The sequence below is a fragment of the Microbacterium sp. GXF7504 genome, from assembly GCF_054798235.1.
The window spans coordinates 413905-431965 of record NZ_JBSJZI010000002.1; the positions used below are offsets into that span (position 1 = coordinate 413905).

Sequence of the window (18061 nt, forward strand, 5' to 3'; positions counted from 1 at the left end):
GAGCCTGCGCCCTCCGGGGTGCAGGCTCACCGTCGTTTTCAGACCGTGCGGATCATGTTCGTGATGCGCACGGTCGACAGCCGGTTGCCGTCGTCGTCGCGGCACACGATCTCATGCACGGTCATCGACCGGCCCAGGTGGATCGGGGTGCACGTGCCGGTGACCCATCCGGACCGCGCCGAGCGCGTGTGGGTCGCGTTGATGTCGACACCGACCGCGAGGAGCCGCTCGTCGCCCGATCGGTGCTGCGCGTGGTAGTTCGCGTGCATCGATCCGAGGCTCTCGGCGAGCACGACGTAGGCACCGCCGTGGACGAGGCCGACCGGCTGCGTGTTGCCCGCGACGGGCATCCGCGCGATCGCGATCTCCGGGGTGAACTCGAGCCACTCGAAGCCCATCCGCTCCGCCAACGCCCCGACCCCGCGCTCCCGGATCCAGGTCAACCCGTCGGTGAACGACTCGGCAGCGGGCATGGTCCTCCTCCACGGATGCTGATCGGGGTGTCGGCGGCCACGTCTAGGCTTGACTGGTGACCGACTCCTCGAAGCCTACCCTTCTGGTCGTCGACGGCCATTCGCTCGCGTTCCGTGCCTTCTACGCCCTCCCGGTGGACAACTTCTCCACCAAGGACGGCCAGCACACGAACGGCGTGTACGGCTTCCTGTCGATGTTCGTCAACCTGCTCAAGGCCGAGAAGCCGAGCCACGTTGCCGTCGCGTTCGACACCTCGCGGCAGTCGTTCCGCACACGCGAGTACGCCGAGTACAAGGCCAACCGCAGCGAGACCCCGCCGGAGTTCTCCGGGCAGATCCCTCTCCTGCAGGAGTGCCTGCGCGCCATGGGCGTGACGGTGCTGCAGAAGGAGGACATCGAGGCCGACGACATCCTCGCCACCCTCGCGACGCAGGGCGCCGAGCAGGGGTTCCGTGTGCTGGTGTGCTCGGGCGACCGCGACACCATCCAGCTGGTGAACGACGAGGTGACCCTGCTCTACCCGAACGTGCAGGGCGTGTCGCAGTTGAAGCGCTACGACCCCGACACCGTCCGGGAGCGCTACGGGGTGGCACCCGCGCAGTACCCCGAGATCGCCGCGCTCGTCGGCGAGACGAGCGACAACCTCCCCGGCGTGCCGAAGGTCGGCGAGAAGACCGCGGTGAAGTGGCTGACCCAGTTCGGTTCGCTCGACGAGGTGCTCGCCCGGGCCGACGAGATCAAGGGCGTCGTGGGCAACAACCTCCGCGAGCACCTCGACGACGTCCGCCGCAACCGTGCGCTGAACCGCCTGCTCACCGACGTCGAGCTGCCGGTCGGCCCCGGCGATCTGGAACGGGCGCCGCTCGACGCGCAGGCCGTCCGCGACATCTTCGCCCGCCTCGAGTTCCGCACCCTGCTCCCGCGGGTGTTCGAGGCGACCGGCGCCGTCGACACCTCCGAGCCGGAGGTCCCCGCCGCCCAGGCGCCCGCCGCGACCGAGGCGGACGGGCCCACGCTCGCGGCGTGGCTCGACGCGGCGACCGGCGAGATCGGCGTCACGATCGTCATCCAGGGCGGGGTGCCGTCGCGGATCGGGCTCGCGCAGGCCGACGCCGCGATCGAGGCGGACTGGACGGATGCGGTCGCCGACGCGCTCCGCGACTGGCTCTCGTCGGACGCACCCAAGGTGCTGCACGACGCGAAGCCGCAGGTGAAGGCGCTGCGTCGCGCCGGGATCGCGCTCGACGGCCTCTCGATGGACACGCTCCTCGCCGGCTGGCTGGTGCGGCCGAGCTTCCCGGACAAGACGCTCGCGAATCTCGTCGAGCGGTACCTGGGGGAGAAGCTGCCCGAAGCCGACCCGAACCAGCTGGTCCCGGTGGACGAGGGCGCGACCCCCGGCCAGCTCGCCTGGTTCACCCTCCGCGTCGGCGCGGCGGTCGCCGAGTCGCTGCCCGGCCGCGTGCCGTCGGTGCTCGCCGACATCGAACTGCCGAGCGTCCTCGCGCTCGGCGACATGGAACTGGCCGGCGTCGCGGTGTCGCACGAGAAGCTGTCCGGATTCTCCGCGGAGCTCGCCGCGCGCGCCGACGGCATCGCCCAGGAGGCGTACGCCGCGATCGGCCGCGAGGTGAACCTCGGCTCGCCCAAGCAGCTGCAGGAGGTGCTGTTCGAAGACCTGCAACTCCCGAAGACCCGGAAGACGAAGACGGGGTATTCGACGGACGCCGCCGTGCTCGCCGAGCTGCAGGAGAAGGCGCCGCATCCGTTCCTCGACCTGCTGCTGCAGCACCGCGAGGCGACGAAGCTCCGGCAGATCATCGAGTCGCTCGATGCGGCCATCGGTGCCGACGGCCGCATCCATACGACCTACCTGCAGACCGGGTCGCAGACCGGCCGCCTGTCCAGCACCGATCCGAACCTGCAGAACATCCCGGTCCGCACGGCCGAGAGCCGCCGCATCCGCGCCGCGTTCGAGGTGGGCGAGGGGTACGAGACGCTGCTCACCGCCGATTACTCGCAGATCGAGATGCGCATCATGGCGCACCTGTCCGAGGACCCGGGGCTCATCGAGGCGTTCAACGCCGGCGAAGACCTCCACCGGTTCGTCGGCGCCCGCGTCTTCGGCGTCGAGCCCGCCGACGTGACCCCGGCCATGCGCACGAAGGTCAAGGCCATGTCCTACGGCCTCGTCTACGGGCTGTCGGCGTTCGGGCTGTCCAAGCAGCTGCGCATCGAGCAGTCCGAGGCCAAGCAGCTCATGCTCGAGTACTTCGCGCGGTTCGGCGCGGTGCGCGACTACCTGCGCTCCTCGGTCGAGCAGGCCCGGATCGACGGCTACACCGAGACGATCTTCGGCCGTCGGCGTCCCTTCCCCGACCTCACCAGCCCCAACCGGGTGCTGCGCGAGAACGCGGAGCGCGCGGCGCTGAACGCCCCGATCCAGGGCAGCGCCGCCGACATCATGAAGCTCGCACTGGTGCACATCCACGACGAGCTCACCTCCGCGGGCCTCGCCTCCCGGGTGCTGCTGCAGATCCACGACGAGCTCGTGGTCGAGGTGGCACCGGGGGAGTGGGATGCGGTGGAGGCCGTCGTCCGAGCGCGGATGGCGGATGCGGCGCAGCTCTCCGTGCCGCTCGACGTGCAGATCGGCCGCGGGCTGAACTGGGACGAAGCGGCGCACTGACGCCGCACGCTGGACGCCGCCACGCCGCCGCGTAGGCTCGAAGGATGACCGACGCGAACGGACGCACCCCGACCGCCATCGACGCGATCGCCGAGACCTACGTCGACACGATCAGCGAGCTGCAGCCGACGCTCGCGACCTACATCGGCCGCAGCGAGCACAACGGCAGGTTCGCCGACTACTCGCCGGACGGCGTGCAGGCGACGGCTGACGCGGTGCGCGGCATCCTGCGCGACCTCGAAGCGGCTACCCCCGTGGACGACGTCGACGTCGTCACCCAGACCGACCTCGCCCGCGAGCTCCGGCTGCAGCTCGAGCTGCACGAGGCCGGCAACCACCTGCGCGACCTCAACGTCATCGCCTCGCCCGCCCAGGACATCCGCTCGGTCTTCGACCTCATGCCGACCGACACCGCCGACGACTGGTCGGTCATCAGCACCCGGCTCGCCGCGCTGCCCGACGCGATCGCCGGGTACGTCGAGACGCTCCGCGCCGGCATCGACCGCGGGGTCGTCCCGGCCCGCCGCCAGGTCACCGAGGTCGTCGGTCAGATCGAGCGGTACACCGCCGTCGACGGGTTCTTCGCGCGGTTCGCCGGTGAGGCCGCGCCCGCCGAAGGGGCGCTTCCCGCATCCCTCGCCCGAGACCTCACCGACCACGCGGGGGCCGCCCGCGTGGCGTACGACCGCCTCGCGGGATTCCTCCGGGAAGAGCTCTCACCGGCGGCGACCGACCGCGACGGTGTAGGACGCGACCTCTACGCCCTGCACTCGCGCAACTTCCTCGGCGCCACGATCGACCTCGACGAGACCTACGAGTGGGGCATCGAGGAACTCGCACGCATGGTGGCCGAACAGGAGCAGATCGCCGACGCGATCCTCCCCGGCGCGAGCGTCGAGGAGGCGGTCGCGCACCTCGAGGCCGACCCGTCGATGAAGCTCCACGGCACCGAGGCGCTGCAGCGGTGGATGCAGGAGACGAGCGACCGTGCGGTCGCCGAACTCGGCCGCACCCACTTCGACATCCCGGAGCCGGTGCGTCGGCTCGAGTGCATGATCGCGCCGACGACCGAGGGCGGCATCTACTACACCGGCCCGACCGACGACTTCTCGCGTCCCGGCCGGATGTGGTGGTCGGTCCCCGAGGGCGTCACCGAGTTCGACACCTGGCGGGAGCTCACGACCGTCTACCACGAGGGTGTTCCCGGGCATCACCTCCAGATCGGGCAGGCCGTGTACAACCGGGCGGAACTCAACTCGTGGCGCCGACTCCTCGCCGGCACCTCCGGACACGCCGAGGGGTGGGCGCTGTACGCGGAGCGACTGATGGAGCAGCTCGGCTACCTCGACCGCCCGGCCGACCGCCTCGGCATGCTCGACGGCCAACGGATGCGGGCGGCCCGCGTCGTGCTCGACATCGGCGTGCACCTCGGCAAGCCGCGTCCGGACGGCGAGGGGGAATGGGACGCCGACTACGCGCTCGCGTTCATGCGCCGGAACGTGAATATGTCGGACGAGTTCATCCGCTTCGAGGTGAACCGGTACCTCGGCTGGCCGGGCCAGGCGCCGGCGTACAAGGTGGGGCAGCGGATCTGGGAGCAGATCCGCGACGACGTACGGGTGGCGCAGGGGGAGGCCTTCAGCATGAAGGCGTTCCACAAGCGCGCGCTCGACCTCGGCGGGGTCGGTCTCGACACCCTGCGTCAGGCCCTCACCCCCTGATCCGTCCAGCGCCCCGAGAGGGACGGCGCGGTACGCTGTCCGCTGGACCGGGACGTACGGTCCGTTCGACACGGGAGGAGGTGCTGGCGATGGCCGGTGAGAGTATCGACGCCGCCCGGACGCCGCGACCTTCCGTGCACCGCTCCCGCTGAGCATCGCACGTCGACGGCGACGGCGTCCGGGCGGCGTGCTGCGACCCAATGCGGATCGCGCGACCTCGTCGCGCGCAGCGAGAACGGACCTGTGAGATGGCACCTCTGATCGACAACGGCGTGTACGTGGACGGGCGACGCGTGGCGACGCCGACGACCCTCGACGAGACCTACCGAACGCTCCATGCCGTGGGCGGCATGGCATGGATCGGGCTCTACCGCCCCGACCCCGCGGAGGTCGCATCCGTCGCGGCGGAGTTCGGGCTGCATCCGCTCGCGGTCGAGGACGCCCTCTCCGGACACCAGCGCTCGAAGGTGGAACGGTACGGAGAGACCCTCTTCGTCGTGCTCCGCCCGGCCCGGTACCGGGATGCGGAGGAGACGGTCGAATTCGGTGAGCTCCACGTCTTCGTCGGCCCCGGGTTCGTCGTCACGATCCGCCACGCGGAGGCGCCCGACCTCGCGGCGGTGCGGCGACGGATGGAGGGGAGCCCGGAGCTGCTCGCGATGGGGCCGGAGGCGGTCCTCTACGCCGTGCTCGACAAGGTCGTGGACGAATACGCGCCGGTCGTGGCGGGCCTCGAGAACGACATCGACGAGATCGAGGACCAGTTGTTCGGACAGTCCGACGACGACGCACTGTCCCGGCGCATCTACGAGCTGTCGCGCGAGGTGATCGACTTCCAGCGGGCGGTGAAGCCGCTCACACGCATCCTCGAGTTCCTGCAGAAGGGGTCGACGCGCTACCGGGTCGACGTCGAGTTGCAGCGGGCCCTCCGCGACGTGGAGGACCACGTCATCCGCATCGCCGAGCGCATCGCGTCGTTCCGGGAGATCCTGGAGAACGCGCTGACCGTGCACTCGGCGCTCGTCGCCCGTCGGCAGACCGAGGCCGCGCTCGCGCAGAACGACGAGATCAAGAAGATCTCGTCGTGGGCGGCGATCATCTTCGCGCCGACGCTCATCGGCACGGTGTACGGGATGAACTTCGAGTACATGCCGGAATTGGAATGGCCGTTCGCCTATCCGCTCGCGGTCGCGCTGATGCTCGGGTTCGCGGGCACGCTGTTCGTGATCTTCCGGAAGAAGCGCTGGCTCTGAGCGATCGCGGGAATGCGTGGCGCCGCCGCGCCGTTCCATTCTTCTGAATGAAAGGTGGCTGCCATGGCACAGGCGGTGGAGTTCGGGCTGGACACGTTCGGTGACGTGACGGTGGGGGAGGACGGCGCGCCCAAGAGCGACGCCCAGACGATCCGCGACATCGTCGAGCAGGCGGAGCTGGCCGATGAGTTGGGGCTCGACTTCTTCGGCGTGGGGGAGCACCACCGTCGGGAGTTCGCGGTCTCGAGCCCCGAGATCGTGCTCGCGGCCGCCGCCGCTCGTACCGAGCACATCCACCTCGGGACCGCGGTGACCGTGCTGTCCTCGGATGATCCGGTGCGGCTGTACGAGCGGTTCGCGACGCTCGACGCGATCTCGCGCGGGCGGGCGGAGGTGATCCTCGGCCGTGGCTCGTTCATCGAGTCGTTCCCGCTGTTCGGCTACGACCTGTCCGACTACGAGGTGCTCTTCGAGGAGAAGCTCGAGCTGTTCAGTCGGTTGCTCGAGGAGCAGCCGGTCACCTGGCAGGGCCGGACCCGGGCGTCGCTCGAACGAGCGGACGTGTTCCCGAAGACCGAGCACGGCATCCGCACCTGGATCGGGGTCGGCGGGTCACCGGAGTCCGTGGTGCGGACGGCGCGGTACGGCTACGGCCTGCTGCTGGCGATCATCGGGGGACCGGCGGCGGGGTTCAAGCCGTTCGTCGACCTCTTCCACCGCGCGTCGGGGGAGTTCGGCCACGGCCGGCTGCCGGTCGGCGTCCACTCGCCGGGGCACATCGCCGAGACCGACCAGCAGGCCTGGGAAGAGCTGTATCCGGCCATCGAGGTGAACCGGAACGCGATCGGCGCCGAGCGGGGATGGCCGCCGTACAGCCGGCTGCAGTTCCAGCGCGACGTCGGCCCGCAGGGTGCGGTGTACGCCGGGTCGCCGGAGACCGTTGCCCGCAAGATCGCCGACACGGTGCGGATGCTGGGCCTCGACCGGTTCGACCTGAAGTTCTCGAACGGGCCGCTCTCGCACGAGCGGATGCTGCGCTCGATCGAGCTGTACGCGACGGCCGTGGTGCCACGTGTGCGCGAGCTGCTCGCCGAAGCCGCCTAGGCTCGACGCATGGCATCCGTCCGCTACGTCGCCATCGGCGACTCGTTCACCGAAGGGGTCGGCGACGAGCTCGCCGACGGGACGGCCCGGGGCTGGGCCGACATCACCGCGCAGGGATGGGCGGATGCCTCGGGGGAGCCGGTCGCCTACGCGAACCTCGCCATCCGCGGCAAGCTCGTCTGGCCCATCGTCGAGGAGCAGCTGGAGCCGGCGCTCGCGATGAAGCCGACGCACCTGTCGTTCAACGGGGGCGGCAACGACATCCTGCGGCCGCGGACGACGATCGAGCACGTCGTCGACGCGTTCTCGCACGTGCTGCGCCGCTGCGACGAGGAGGGCGTGACGTTGATCCTGCTCTCCGGGGCGAACCCGGCCGGCCAGCTGCCGTTGTCGCGGCTCATCCAACGGCGCGGTGACGAGCTGTCGGATGCGGTGGTGGCGCGGCTGGGGGACCGGCCAGATGTCGTGCGGGCGTTGAACTGGCCCGACCGCGAACTGGCGACGCCGGGCTACTGGGCGGCGGACCGCTTGCACATGAACGCGCGCGGCCATCACCGCGTCGCCGCGCGGGTGCTGACCGCGCTCGGGCTCGAGCCGCCCGCCGAGTGGTGGTCGCTGCCGGCGGACACCACGAACGCGCATCTCGGAGGGCTCGCGTATTACCGCACGCACGTCGGTCCGTGGGTGAAGCGGCGGCTGACCGGACGCTCGTCCGGCGACGGACGGGTCGCGAAGTTCGGCGAGTGGGTCGAACTCGCGCCGCAGCCCGCGTCCTGACCGAGCGGGGAGCAGCAACGCGTCCTGGGCGGGCGCGTATGTGAACGTCGGTGAACTTGTAATGACATAATGTGCATTATCGGCAATAACTGCCGCAGCAAATCCCAGATCAGCGCGCAGTCCACCGATTCGCTCGAAAGCGTTGACGCGACGTGATCCGCGCACGATGACGTCGAGGACCACGTCACCGACGACGGGAGCGATGATGCTCGACCCGCTCGCACCAGCGGCTGCACCCGGTGCGCCCATCGACCCCGTGCTGCGACGGCCGCTGCGTCCGGCACCCGCTGAACGTCCTCGGTTCAATCCGCGCTGGACGCCCGTCCGCCACCGGCTGCTCGACGGCTGGATCGACGTGCAGGACCGCATGCCCGACACCGACGGGATCGTGGCACGGATGCAGGACCATCTGTGGGTCGGCGACCCGGAGATGGACGCGCTCGTCGCGTCGTTCCGCGAATTGCCCGCCACGCACGGCCGCGCGATGTTCGAACAGGCGCTGTCCAACGGGCTGGACAGCGTCCCGGATCCGCCCGCCGCGCTCGTCGCGCTGTTCGAACACCTGGACAACCCGCCCCCGTGGATCACCATGGACCGCGTCGACCGCGGGGCGATCGTCGCGAACGCGGTGACGCCGGCCGGCAAGGCGTCCCTGATCTTCCTCAACACGATCGCGACGGTGCAGGGCGGCTCGGTCGGCAGCGCCGTCGGCACGATGGGCCGGATGCAGCGCGACATGATCAACCGCTCGCTGGAGTCCGCGGAGTTCTGGGTCCACCTGCCTGCACCCGGGGCGCTCGACCGGTTCGGCATCGCGTACAAGAACGCCGTCAGGGTACGGCTCATGCACGCCCAGGTCCGGGCGATGCTGCGCCGCAAGTGGGGTGAGGAATGGGTGGCGACGCACGGCGTGCCGATCGCCAACGCCGAGCTGGCGGGCGGCATCCCGTCCTTCGGGATCGCCAACCTCATGTACGACATCAACTTCGGCCGCCACTACCGGTACCGCGACATGGAGGACCTCAACGTCTTCTGGTCGTACATCGGGCACCTCCTCGGCATCCGCGAAGCGATCATCCCCCGCAACATCACCGAAGGCCTCGAGGTGCTCGACTACACGTACAGCGTCATGGAGCCGCCCTCCGAGTACGCGGAAGCGCTGAACGGCGTCTCCGATCTGCTCGTGCGGACACTCCTCGACACGTTCCGGGTCCCGGTGTTCGACCGGCAGGTGAAGCGGACGCTGGAACACGCCCTGCACGGGCTGTACTTCTTCATCGGCGGCGACTTCCTGGGCGGCCGGATCACCGGCACGGACCATGCGACGCCGGCCGGACGTCTCGCACCCGGACTGATCAGGATGCTCGCGCGCACGGCGAACCTGGACGCCCGCCTCCCCGGTTACGCGCGCCGCGCGGACCGTCGTCGGCGCGACGGCGACACGTACTGGGCCGTCATCCACCGGGCCTTCACGAAGCTCGCCGCCGAGCAGGACGGCGGGCGCGGTCCGACCTTCGCAGGCCACGACCGGGCGCTCGCGGAAAGCCCGGGGTAGCACCGCTCCCCTGCCGGTCGTCAGCCGGAGACGTAGCGGGCGAGGTGCTCGCCGGTGAGCGTGCTGCGTGCGGCGACGAGCTCGGCGGGCGTCCCCTCGAAGACGATCCTGCCGCCGTCGTGCCCGGCGCCCGGTCCCACGTCGATGATCCAGTCCGCGTGGGCCATGACGGCCTGATGGTGCTCGATGACGATCACCGTGCGGCCGTCGTCGACGAGGCGGTCGAGCAACCCCAGCAGATGCGCCACATCGGCCAGGTGCAGACCGGTGGTCGGCTCGTCGAGCACGTAGACGCCGCCGGGTGAACCCATGTGGGTCGCGAGTTTGAGTCGCTGACGCTCCCCTCCGGAGAGGGTCGTGAGCTGCTGGCCGATGGAGAGATAGCCGAGGCCGACGTCCTCGAGCCGGCCGAGGATCGTCGCCGCCGCGGGCAGCCGCCCCTCCCCCGCCGCGAGGAAGGCGTGCGCGTCCGCCACCGACATCCCGAGCACCTCGCTGATGTCCTTCCCCCCGAACCGGTACTCGAGCACGGATGCCGCGAACCGGCGGCCTTCGCAGACCTCGCACGTCGTGGCGACGGTGCTCATGATGCCGAGATCGCTGTAGACGACGCCGGCGCCGTTGCACGCAGGGCACGCGCCCTCCGAGTTCGCGCTGAAGAGCGCCGGTTTCACGCCGTTCGCCTTCGCGAAGGCCTTCCGGATCGGTTCCAGCAGGCCGGTGTAGGTCGCCGGGTTGCTCCGGCGCGACCCCCGGATGGGCGTCTGGTCGACCGTCACCACGCCGGCATCCGCCGGGATCGAGCCGTGGACGAGCGAGCTCTTCCCGGAGCCCGCGACGCCGGTGACGACCGTGAGCACACCGAGCGGGATATCGACGTCGACCGACTGCAGGTTGTTCCTGGTGGCGCCCCGGATCGCGATGACGCCGGTGCGTGCGCGGACGGCCGGCTTCAGGGGGGTCCGGTCCTGCAGATGCCGTCCCGTCAGGGTGCCGCTCCCCCGCAGTTCGTCGATCGTCCCGGTGAAGCAGACCGTGCCGCCGGCCGTCCCTGCACCGGGTCCGAGGTCGACGATGTGGTCGGCGATCGCCATGGTCTCCGGCTTGTGTTCGACGACCAGCACGGTGTTGCCGTTGTCGCGCAGGCGCTGCAGCAGCACGTTCATGCGTTCGATGTCGTGCGGGTGGAGCCCCGCGGTCGGCTCGTCGAAGACGTAGGTGACGTCGGTGAGGGCCGAGCCGAGATGCCGGATCATCTTCGTGCGCTGCGCCTCTCCCCCGGACAGGGTGCCGGCGGGCCGGTCGAGGCTGAGGTACCCGAGTCCGATCTCCACGAAGGAGTCGAGGATCCGGGCGAGTCGGGCGCGCAGCGGCCCGATCCGGGGCTCGTCGAGCGTGCGGACCCAACCGGCGAGATCGCTGATCTGCATGGCGCAGAGGTCCGCGATGTTCCGGCCCCGGATGCGGGACGACCGCGGTGTCGTTCAAGCGCGTCCCGCCGCATTCGGGGCACGGCGTGTAGGTGACAGCGCGGTCGACGAACGCCCGGATGTGCGGCTGCATGGCCTCGCGGTCCTTGCTGAGGATCGACTTCTGGAGCTTCGGGATGAGCCCCTCGTAGGTCATGTTGATCCCGGCGATCTTCCGTTTCGTCGGCTCGTGGTGCAGCAGGTCGTGCAGTTCGGCCGCGGAGTACTCACCGATGGGCTTGTCCGGGTCGAAGAACCCCGACTCGGAGAAGATCCGCACCATCCAGCCGTCGGCGGTGTAGCCCGGGACGGTCAAGGCGCCGCCGTTCAGCGATTTCGACGCGTCGTAGAGCTGGGTGAGGTCGAGATCGGTGACCGAGCCCATCCCCTCGCACCGCGGGCACATCCCGCCGAGCACCTCGAATCCGGCCGTCACCGGTGTGCTCGAGCCGCCCTTCTCGACGGTGAGCGTGCCGCTCCCCCGCGCCGAGGCGACGTTGAACGAGAACGCCTGCGGGCCGCCGATGCGCGGTTCGCCGATGCGGCTGAACAGGATGCGGAGCATCGCGTTCGCGTCGGTGGCGGTGCCGACGGTCGACCGGGCGTTCGCGCCCATCCGTTCCTGGTCGACGATGATCGCGGTGGTGAGCCCTTCCAACACGTCGACGTCGGGCCGCCCGAGCGACGGCATGAACCCCTGGACGAAGGCGCTGTAGGTCTCGTTGATCATCCGCTGGGATTCGGCGGCGATCGTGCCGAACACGAGCGAGCTCTTGCCGGAGCCGGAGACGCCGGTGAAGACGGTCAGGCGACGTTTGGGCAGCTCCACGTCGATGTCGCGGAGGTTGTGCTCGCGGGCGCCGCGCACGCGGATCACATCGTGCCGGTCTGCGGGATGGAGGGCTGCATCCGGGGCCATGGCATCACCAGACCACCGTGCCGCGGCCGCCGTCAAGCACCCCCGCCGCGCGGCCTAGCATCCGGCGAACGCGGTCGGCAAGCCGCATCCGTCCGCCGCCGCGGCTTCCTACCGTTGAGGTGTCCGATCACCGAAGGAGACGACATGGCAACGCAGACCGCCAAGGGCAGCACGACCAAGAACCGCCGCCGACCCGCCCGCTCGGGCGCGGAGCTGACGAAGGAGCAGAACGCCGAGCACGGGTTCACCGCCTCCCAGCAGCTCAGCGAGAACATGCAGAAGGTGCTCGTCGACCTCATCGAGCTGTCGCTGCAGGGCAAGCAGGCGCACTGGAACGTCGTCGGCACGAACTTCCGCGACACCCACCTCCAGCTCGACGAGATCATCGACGCAGCCCGCGAGTTCGCCGACACGATCGCCGAACGGATGCGGTCGCTGCACGCGCTGCCCGACGGCCGGAGCGACATCGTCGCCGAGACGACGACCCTCCCGGAGTTCCCGCAGGGCGAGGTGCTGACGACCGAGGTCATCGACCTCATGACCGAGCGTCTGGACGCCGTCGCCGCGACGTGCCGCGAGGTGCACGACGACGTCGACGACGAGGATCCGACGAGCGCCGACATCCTGCACGCCGTGCTCGAACGCGTGGAGCAGCTGTCCTGGATGGTGAGCGCCGAGAACCGCACACCGCGTACCCGCTGACCACGGACGCCGCGGCCGGTCCGGGCGGGCCTGCCGCGGCGTCTAGGCTTGCACCGTGCTGAACGCCCTCACCGGTTTCGTGGTCGTGGGGGTCGCGATCCTCGTCGGATACGTCATCGGGCGCACGGGGCTCCTCGGTGAGCACGGACGCTTCGTCCTCAGCCGTCTGACGTTCTTCGTCCTCTCCCCCTTCCTGCTGTTCGTCGTGCTGTCGCAGGCCGACGTGCAGACCCTCTTCTCCTCGCTGCTGCCGGTCTCGGCGATCGCCGCGGTCGTCGTGATCGCCGCGCAGTGGCTGCTCTCCCGGTTCGTCTGGCGCCGTCCCGTCGGTGAGGCCCTCGTGTCCGGCCTCACGGCGGGTCAGGTCAACTCCAACAACATCGGCATCCCGCTCTCGCTCTACCTCCTCGGGAGCGCCGCATACCCCGCGCCGGTGATCCTCATGCAGCTGGTGGTCTTCACGCCGGTGAGCCTGGCGATCCTGGATGCCGTCACCTCCGAGCACCGGTCGTTCGCGCGCATCGCAGGCCGCACCGCGCGCAACCCGGCCGTGCTCGCATCGCTCGCCGGCGCCGCCGTCTCCTTCGCCGGGTGGGAACTGCCCGAAGTGGTCCTCGCGCCCGCGGAGCTCATCGCGAACGCCTGCGTCCCGGTGCTCCTCATCGGCTACGGCATGTCCCTGTACGGCCAGCGCGTGCTCGGCGCCGCCGGCCACCGCGCCGAGGTCGTCGTCGCCAGCGCGCTGAAACTCGTCGCGATGCCGCTCATCGCCTGGGCCACCGGCACGTTCCTCTTCGGCATGACGCCCCAGGAGGTGCTCGTCGTGGTGGTGCTCGCGGCGCTGCCCTCCGCACAGAACGTGTTCAATCTGGCACAGCACTACGGGGTCGGCGAGGTCGTCGCCCGCGACGTGATCCTCCTCACCACGGTCGGATGCGTGCCGGTGCTGCTGGGCGCCTTCGCGCTGCTGCACTGACGCGCCTCGGGTCACTCCCCCACCCGAAGGCCTTGTCACAGTATGCTCAGGCCTGACCCGTTCCCAGCATTTTCACAGGAGGACACATGTCCGCAACCGTCGCCGGCCCCTCCGGCGCTACGAAGACCTTGCGTCTGCTTCTCGGCATCGGCGGTCTCGTCGCCCTCATCGTCGGGATCCTGATCCTCGTCTGGCCGCTGAAGACGGCCGTCGTGGTCACCGCGATGATCGCGGTCTACGCGATCATCACCGGCATCGTCTACATCGGGATGGCGATCTTCTCCAAGTCGCTCAGCGGATGGTCGCGCGTCGGCCACGCCGTGCTCGGCGTGCTGTTCGTGATCGCCGGCATCGTCGCGTTCTTCAACCTCACCGAGACGACGCTGCTGCTCGCCGTGTTCGTCGCCGTGTTCATCGGCATCAGCTGGGTCGTGGACGGCATCGTGTCGCTGACCACCCTTCCCTCGGGCGGCAAGGGCTGGACGATCTTCTTCGCGATCGTCAGCATCATCGCGGGCATCATGCTGTTCATCGCCCCGGTGTTCGCCGCCGCGTTCCTCTGGCTGTTCGTCGCATGGTCGCTGGTGATCCTCGGCGTCGTCCAGATCGTCCGCGCGTTCACCATCGGTCGCGGCTGACCCATCGCACACGAGGAAGGGCCCCGGGGATCCCCGGGGCCCTTCCTCGTCAGCGGGGGCGATCTCACTCCGCGGTGAACGAGCTGATGTCCCCCACCAGGCGGGTGTTGTCCGCCGGCACCGGGTCGACGGCGGCACGTGCGACCTCGGCGGCGAACTCGGACACGTTGTAGAGGCGGCCGGCGGACTCGCGGCGGCTGCTGATCGCGCCGGGGTTCGCGCGCTCCAGCAGGGTCGCGGTGATGGTGCCCTCGATCATGTCGCCGGAGACGACGACGAAGCCGACACCCGCGTCGGCGAGGCCCGGGATCCGCTCGCGCAGCGCATCCTCACCGGCGCGCTTGGACAGCGCGACCGGCTCGTACTCGGGCATGGTCGGGGTGGTGCGGATGAAGTGCGCCTGGTGGCTGGTGACGAACACGACACGGGCGCCGTCACGCAGGAGCGGGGTCGCGGTCTCCAGGACGCGCACCTGCGCGTCGCGGTTGAGCTGCAGCGCGTAGTCCTCCGCCATGCCGCTCTCCATGCCGCCGGACGCGTTGAGCACGAGCACGTCGAGCCCGCCGAACTCCTCCTTCACCGCGTCGAACATGGCGTTCACGGACGCGGCGTCGGTGAGGTCGGCACCCACGACGAGCACACGCACGCCGAGTGCGCGCAGCTCGGTCGCGAGCTTCTCCGCACGCGGGGCCTTGTTGCGGTAGTTGATGACGACGTCGGCGCCGGCCTGGGCGAGGTACCGGGCGGTGTCGGCGCCGATGCCGCGGGACGATCCGGTGACGAGGGCCGTCTTGCCGGCGAGTGAGCCGGGGGTGAGAGGGGTCAGGGTGTCGGACACGCGGTCTCCTGGTCGTACATGGCGGTCACGGCGTTCGCGACCCCCCTGACCCTACCAATCCGCCGCCGCACGCCGTGTTAGGTTCTCGCCGTGACGCATCCGTACCTGCAGCACACGGCATCCCCCCGCATCCTCGCCCACCGGGGGCTCGTCCTCCCCGCCGCGCATGCGACCGGTGTCGCCGAGAACTCGTTCGCGGCCCTCGCCGCCGCGCACGCCGCAGGTGCGGAGTACATCGAATCCGACTGCCATCTGACCCGCGACGGCGTCGTCGTGCTGTTCCACGACGAGGACCTCCGCCGCGTCACCGGCGATCCGCGCGCGGTCGCGGACGTCGACCATCGCGAGCTCGAGCAGATCATGTCATCGCGCGGCGGCGCGGTGACCCTCGAGCAGGCGCTCCTGTCGTTCCCGTCGACGAGGTTCAACATCGACGTGAAGTCGGATGCGGCGGCGGAGCCGGCCGGCCGCATCGTCGCCCCGCACGCGGAGCGCGTGCTGCTCACCAGCTTCTCCGACCGCCGTCGACGCGCGGCCCTCGACGCGGCGGTGGCGGTCCGTCCCGGACTCCGGCCCGCCACATCCCCCGGCAGCACCACGGTCGCCAGACTCCTCGGCGCCGTGTACGCGCCCCGGGCGGCGGCACGGCTCCTGCGCGACGTCGACGCCGTCCAGATCCCCAGGCGCCAGGGCCCCGTGCGGGTGCTCACCCGGCGGCTGATCGACGTCGTGCACGCCGCCGGCGCGGAGGTGCACGTGTGGACCGTCAACGACCCGGACGAGATGGCGAGCCTCGTCGCGATGGGGGTCGACGGCGTCGTGACGGACCGGGCGGACGCGGCCATCGCACGCCTCGCGCCCGGTGACTGAACATCCTCTGTGAGTTATCCACCGATCGCCGTCCTTCGGATGATCCGCCCAGGTCGCCGCGTTATACCGGAGGTACGCGACGAGAGGACCACACAATGGCTGACCGCAGTCTCCGCGGCATTCGACTCGGCGCCCAGAGCTTACAGAGCGAAGAGGGCGTCGTTCTTCATGAGCGCACACAGCGCACGTACGTCTGCACGGTGTGTTCGCACGACACCACGCTGACGTTCGCCGCCGATGCCGAGGCACCGGACACTTGGGAGTGCCGCGCCTGCGGCGCCGAGGCGGTCCTGCGCGTGGGCGACAAGACCGTCACGGTCGACCACAGCGACGACAAGGCGCCTCGCACGCACTGGGACATGCTGCTCGAGCGGCGCACGATCCCCGAGCTCGAGGAACTGCTCGAGGAGCGCCTCAACTACATCCGCGCACGGCGCGGCGCGGCCTCCTCGAAGAAGTCCGCGTAACTCACCTCTCGACGACGCCGGTCCCCTCGGGGGCCGGCGTCGTCGTGTGCGTGCGGCTGCGCCGCGTGCGGACGCCGGCGGCGACGCCGAGGGCGACCAGCGCGACCAGCGATCCCCAGCCGAAGAGCACCGTCAGCCACGGCCCCAGGACGACCGCCGGGGTGAGACCGGTCCGCAGCGGCACGTCCGTCACCATGGCGCCGGCGACGTCGACCTCGAGCCCGTCGATGACGGAGCCGTCCGGCGCGATCACCTGGCTCGTGCCGACGGTCGACAGGTTCACGACCGCGCGTCCGGTCTCGACGGCGCGCATCCGGGCGAACGCGAGCTGCTGCAGGTTCTCGTCGGTGCCGCGGAAGTCGGCGTTGTTCGTCTGGAACACGAACACCTCGGCGCCGCCCGCGGCCGCGTCCCACACCACGTCGTCGTAGATGACGTCGAAGCAGATCGCGAGCCCGACGCGGGTGTCCCCGACCGTCATGACCGGCGGTTCGACGCCGGGCGTGTAGTCCAGCTGCAGCAGACCGATGAGGTCGGGCGCGAGCGGTTCGTAGAGCCAGCGGTCCGGGACGTACTCGCCGAACGGCACCGGATGCCGCTTGTCGTACAGGGCGGTCGGCCCCTCCCCCGGCTCCCAGAGGATCGACGTGTTGAAGTACTCGGTGCCGCGCGCGGTGGCGGCGTTGACGAGCAGCGGGGCGTCCGCCTCGGCTGCGAGCCGGTTGAGCCGCGCCCGGGTCACGGGCGTGCTGAGCGGGTCGGAGTCCACCCCGCCCTCGGGCCAGACGAGCAGGTCGAGGTCCTCCCCGAGCACCGGCTGCGTGGCCGCCAGCTGCGCGTCGAACACCTCGCCCCGGTCGCGCTGGTCGAAGTAGCCGGTGGGTCCGTTGCCCTGCACCGCCCCGATGCGGATGCCGCCGGCATCCGTCGTCGGGAACGCGGGGACGAGCACCAGCACCAGCACGGTGACGACGGTCGGGAGGAACGCGAGCGGCCGGCGCAGCAGGCCGAGACGACCGACCTCGATCGCGGCCGCGCACGCGAACACCACGAGGAAGCCCAACCCGGAGATCCCCACCCACGAGGCGGTCTCGGCCAGCGGACTCGACGCGAACGCCACGCCGACGCGCCCCCAGGGGAACCCGCCGTACGGCCAGCTGCCGAGGAACTGCTCCCGCATGGTCCACAGCCCTGCGACGAGCGCGGGGAGTCCCACGAGACGGGCCCAGCGCCCGGGGAGCACGCGGGGGAACCAGCGGTACGCGAGCGTGACGGCGATCGCGGCCACACCGGTCAGGAGCGCCTCGAAGAGGGAGAGCGCGAGCCACGGCACCGGCCCGAGGTAGCGGGCCGTGAACGCGACGTTCACGCTGTAGAACGCCGCGCCGAACACGAACCCGACCAGCAGTGCGCCGCCGACGCGGCGACCGATCAGCGTGAGCAGCGCGAGCGGCACCCCGACGAACACGGCGGGCCACCACCCGAGTGCGGGGTACGCCGTCGAGAGCACGACGCCGGCGGCGACGGCGGCCGGCAGCGCGAACGCCAGACGGAGGGGCGGCGCCGGTCGCGGCGTCGATTCGGCGGGGCGGTCTCCAGGCACCGTTCG

At 70.4% G+C, this 18061-nt stretch carries 14 protein-coding genes and 1 pseudogene; 11 read left to right on the plus strand and 4 right to left on the minus strand.

The window, feature by feature from the left end; translation table 11 throughout:
- Nucleotides 1–38: 38 nt before the first annotated feature.
- Nucleotides 39–473, minus strand: a complete 435-nt coding sequence (locus tag ACWAUO_RS06070) for a PaaI family thioesterase (RefSeq protein WP_460773914.1) — start codon at nt 471–473, stop codon at nt 39–41.
- Nucleotides 474–529: 56 nt separating this feature from the next.
- On the opposite strand from ACWAUO_RS06070, the gene polA reads away from it, so the two are divergent.
- The 6 genes from polA (at nt 530) to ACWAUO_RS06100 (ending at nt 9573) form a co-directional block, all read left to right on the plus strand.
- Nucleotides 530–3163, plus strand: coding sequence for a DNA polymerase I (polA, locus tag ACWAUO_RS06075; RefSeq protein ID WP_460773916.1), 2634 nt, complete (start codon nt 530–532; stop codon nt 3161–3163).
- 44 nt (nt 3164–3207) lie between these two features.
- The gene (locus ACWAUO_RS06080; RefSeq protein ID WP_460773918.1) at nt 3208–4884 is read left to right on the plus strand and encodes a DUF885 domain-containing protein; all 1677 of its coding nucleotides are present in this window, start codon (nt 3208–3210) and stop codon (nt 4882–4884) included.
- Nucleotides 4885–5132: 248 nt separating this feature from the next.
- The gene (gene corA / locus ACWAUO_RS06085) at nt 5133–6137 is read left to right on the plus strand and encodes a magnesium/cobalt transporter CorA (RefSeq protein ID WP_460773920.1); all 1005 of its coding nucleotides are present in this window, start codon (nt 5133–5135) and stop codon (nt 6135–6137) included.
- A 63-nt stretch (nt 6138–6200) separates the two neighbouring features.
- A complete protein-coding gene (locus ACWAUO_RS06090) occupies nt 6201–7241 on the plus strand; it encodes an LLM class flavin-dependent oxidoreductase (protein WP_460773921.1) in 1041 nt (346 codons plus the stop codon).
- Between the two features lie 9 nt (nt 7242–7250).
- The gene (locus ACWAUO_RS06095; protein ID WP_460773922.1) at nt 7251–8018 is read left to right on the plus strand and encodes an SGNH/GDSL hydrolase family protein; all 768 of its coding nucleotides are present in this window, start codon (nt 7251–7253) and stop codon (nt 8016–8018) included.
- Nucleotides 8019–8220: 202 nt separating this feature from the next.
- Nucleotides 8221–9573, plus strand: a complete 1353-nt coding sequence (locus tag ACWAUO_RS06100) for an oxygenase MpaB family protein (protein WP_460773924.1) — start codon at nt 8221–8223, stop codon at nt 9571–9573.
- A gap of 20 nt (nt 9574–9593) precedes the next feature.
- Here ACWAUO_RS06100 and ACWAUO_RS06105 read toward each other — a convergent pair.
- Nucleotides 9594–11961, minus strand: a pseudogene (locus tag ACWAUO_RS06105) (ATP-binding cassette domain-containing protein).
- Between the two features lie 144 nt (nt 11962–12105).
- On the opposite strand from ACWAUO_RS06105, the gene ACWAUO_RS06110 reads away from it, so the two are divergent.
- From ACWAUO_RS06110 to ACWAUO_RS06120, 3 genes are all read left to right on the plus strand, one after another.
- Entirely contained in the window at nt 12106–12663 is a 558-nt protein-coding gene (locus tag ACWAUO_RS06110; RefSeq protein ID WP_460773925.1) for a Dps family protein, read from the plus strand.
- A 55-nt stretch (nt 12664–12718) separates the two neighbouring features.
- Nucleotides 12719–13639 (plus strand): AEC family transporter, encoded by a 921-nt coding sequence (locus ACWAUO_RS06115; protein ID WP_460773926.1) that lies wholly within the window; start codon nt 12719–12721, stop codon nt 13637–13639.
- Between the two features lie 86 nt (nt 13640–13725).
- Nucleotides 13726–14277: an HdeD family acid-resistance protein gene (locus ACWAUO_RS06120; protein WP_460773928.1), complete on the plus strand. Its 552-nt coding sequence runs from the start codon at nt 13726–13728 to the stop codon at nt 14275–14277.
- Between the two features lie 64 nt (nt 14278–14341).
- On the opposite strand, the gene ACWAUO_RS06125 is transcribed toward ACWAUO_RS06120, so the two are convergent.
- Complete coding sequence (locus ACWAUO_RS06125) at nt 14342–15115, minus strand: SDR family oxidoreductase (RefSeq protein WP_460773929.1); 774 nt, start codon at nt 15113–15115, stop codon at nt 14342–14344.
- 90 nt (nt 15116–15205) lie between these two features.
- Between ACWAUO_RS06125 and ACWAUO_RS06130 the strand changes: the two genes are divergently transcribed.
- Both ACWAUO_RS06130 and ACWAUO_RS06135 read left to right on the plus strand, forming a co-directional pair.
- A complete protein-coding gene (locus tag ACWAUO_RS06130; protein WP_460773931.1) occupies nt 15206–15985 on the plus strand; it encodes a glycerophosphodiester phosphodiesterase family protein in 780 nt (259 codons plus the stop codon).
- A 95-nt stretch (nt 15986–16080) separates the two neighbouring features.
- Nucleotides 16081–16452 (plus strand): RNA polymerase-binding protein RbpA, encoded by a 372-nt coding sequence (locus ACWAUO_RS06135; RefSeq protein WP_460773933.1) that lies wholly within the window; start codon nt 16081–16083, stop codon nt 16450–16452.
- Nucleotide 16453: 1 nt separating this feature from the next.
- Here the strand turns inward: ACWAUO_RS06135 and lnt are convergent, their stop codons facing one another.
- Nucleotides 16454–18055 (minus strand): apolipoprotein N-acyltransferase, encoded by a 1602-nt coding sequence (gene lnt, locus ACWAUO_RS06140; RefSeq protein WP_460773935.1) that lies wholly within the window; start codon nt 18053–18055, stop codon nt 16454–16456.
- Nucleotides 18056–18061: the final 6 nt, after the last annotated feature.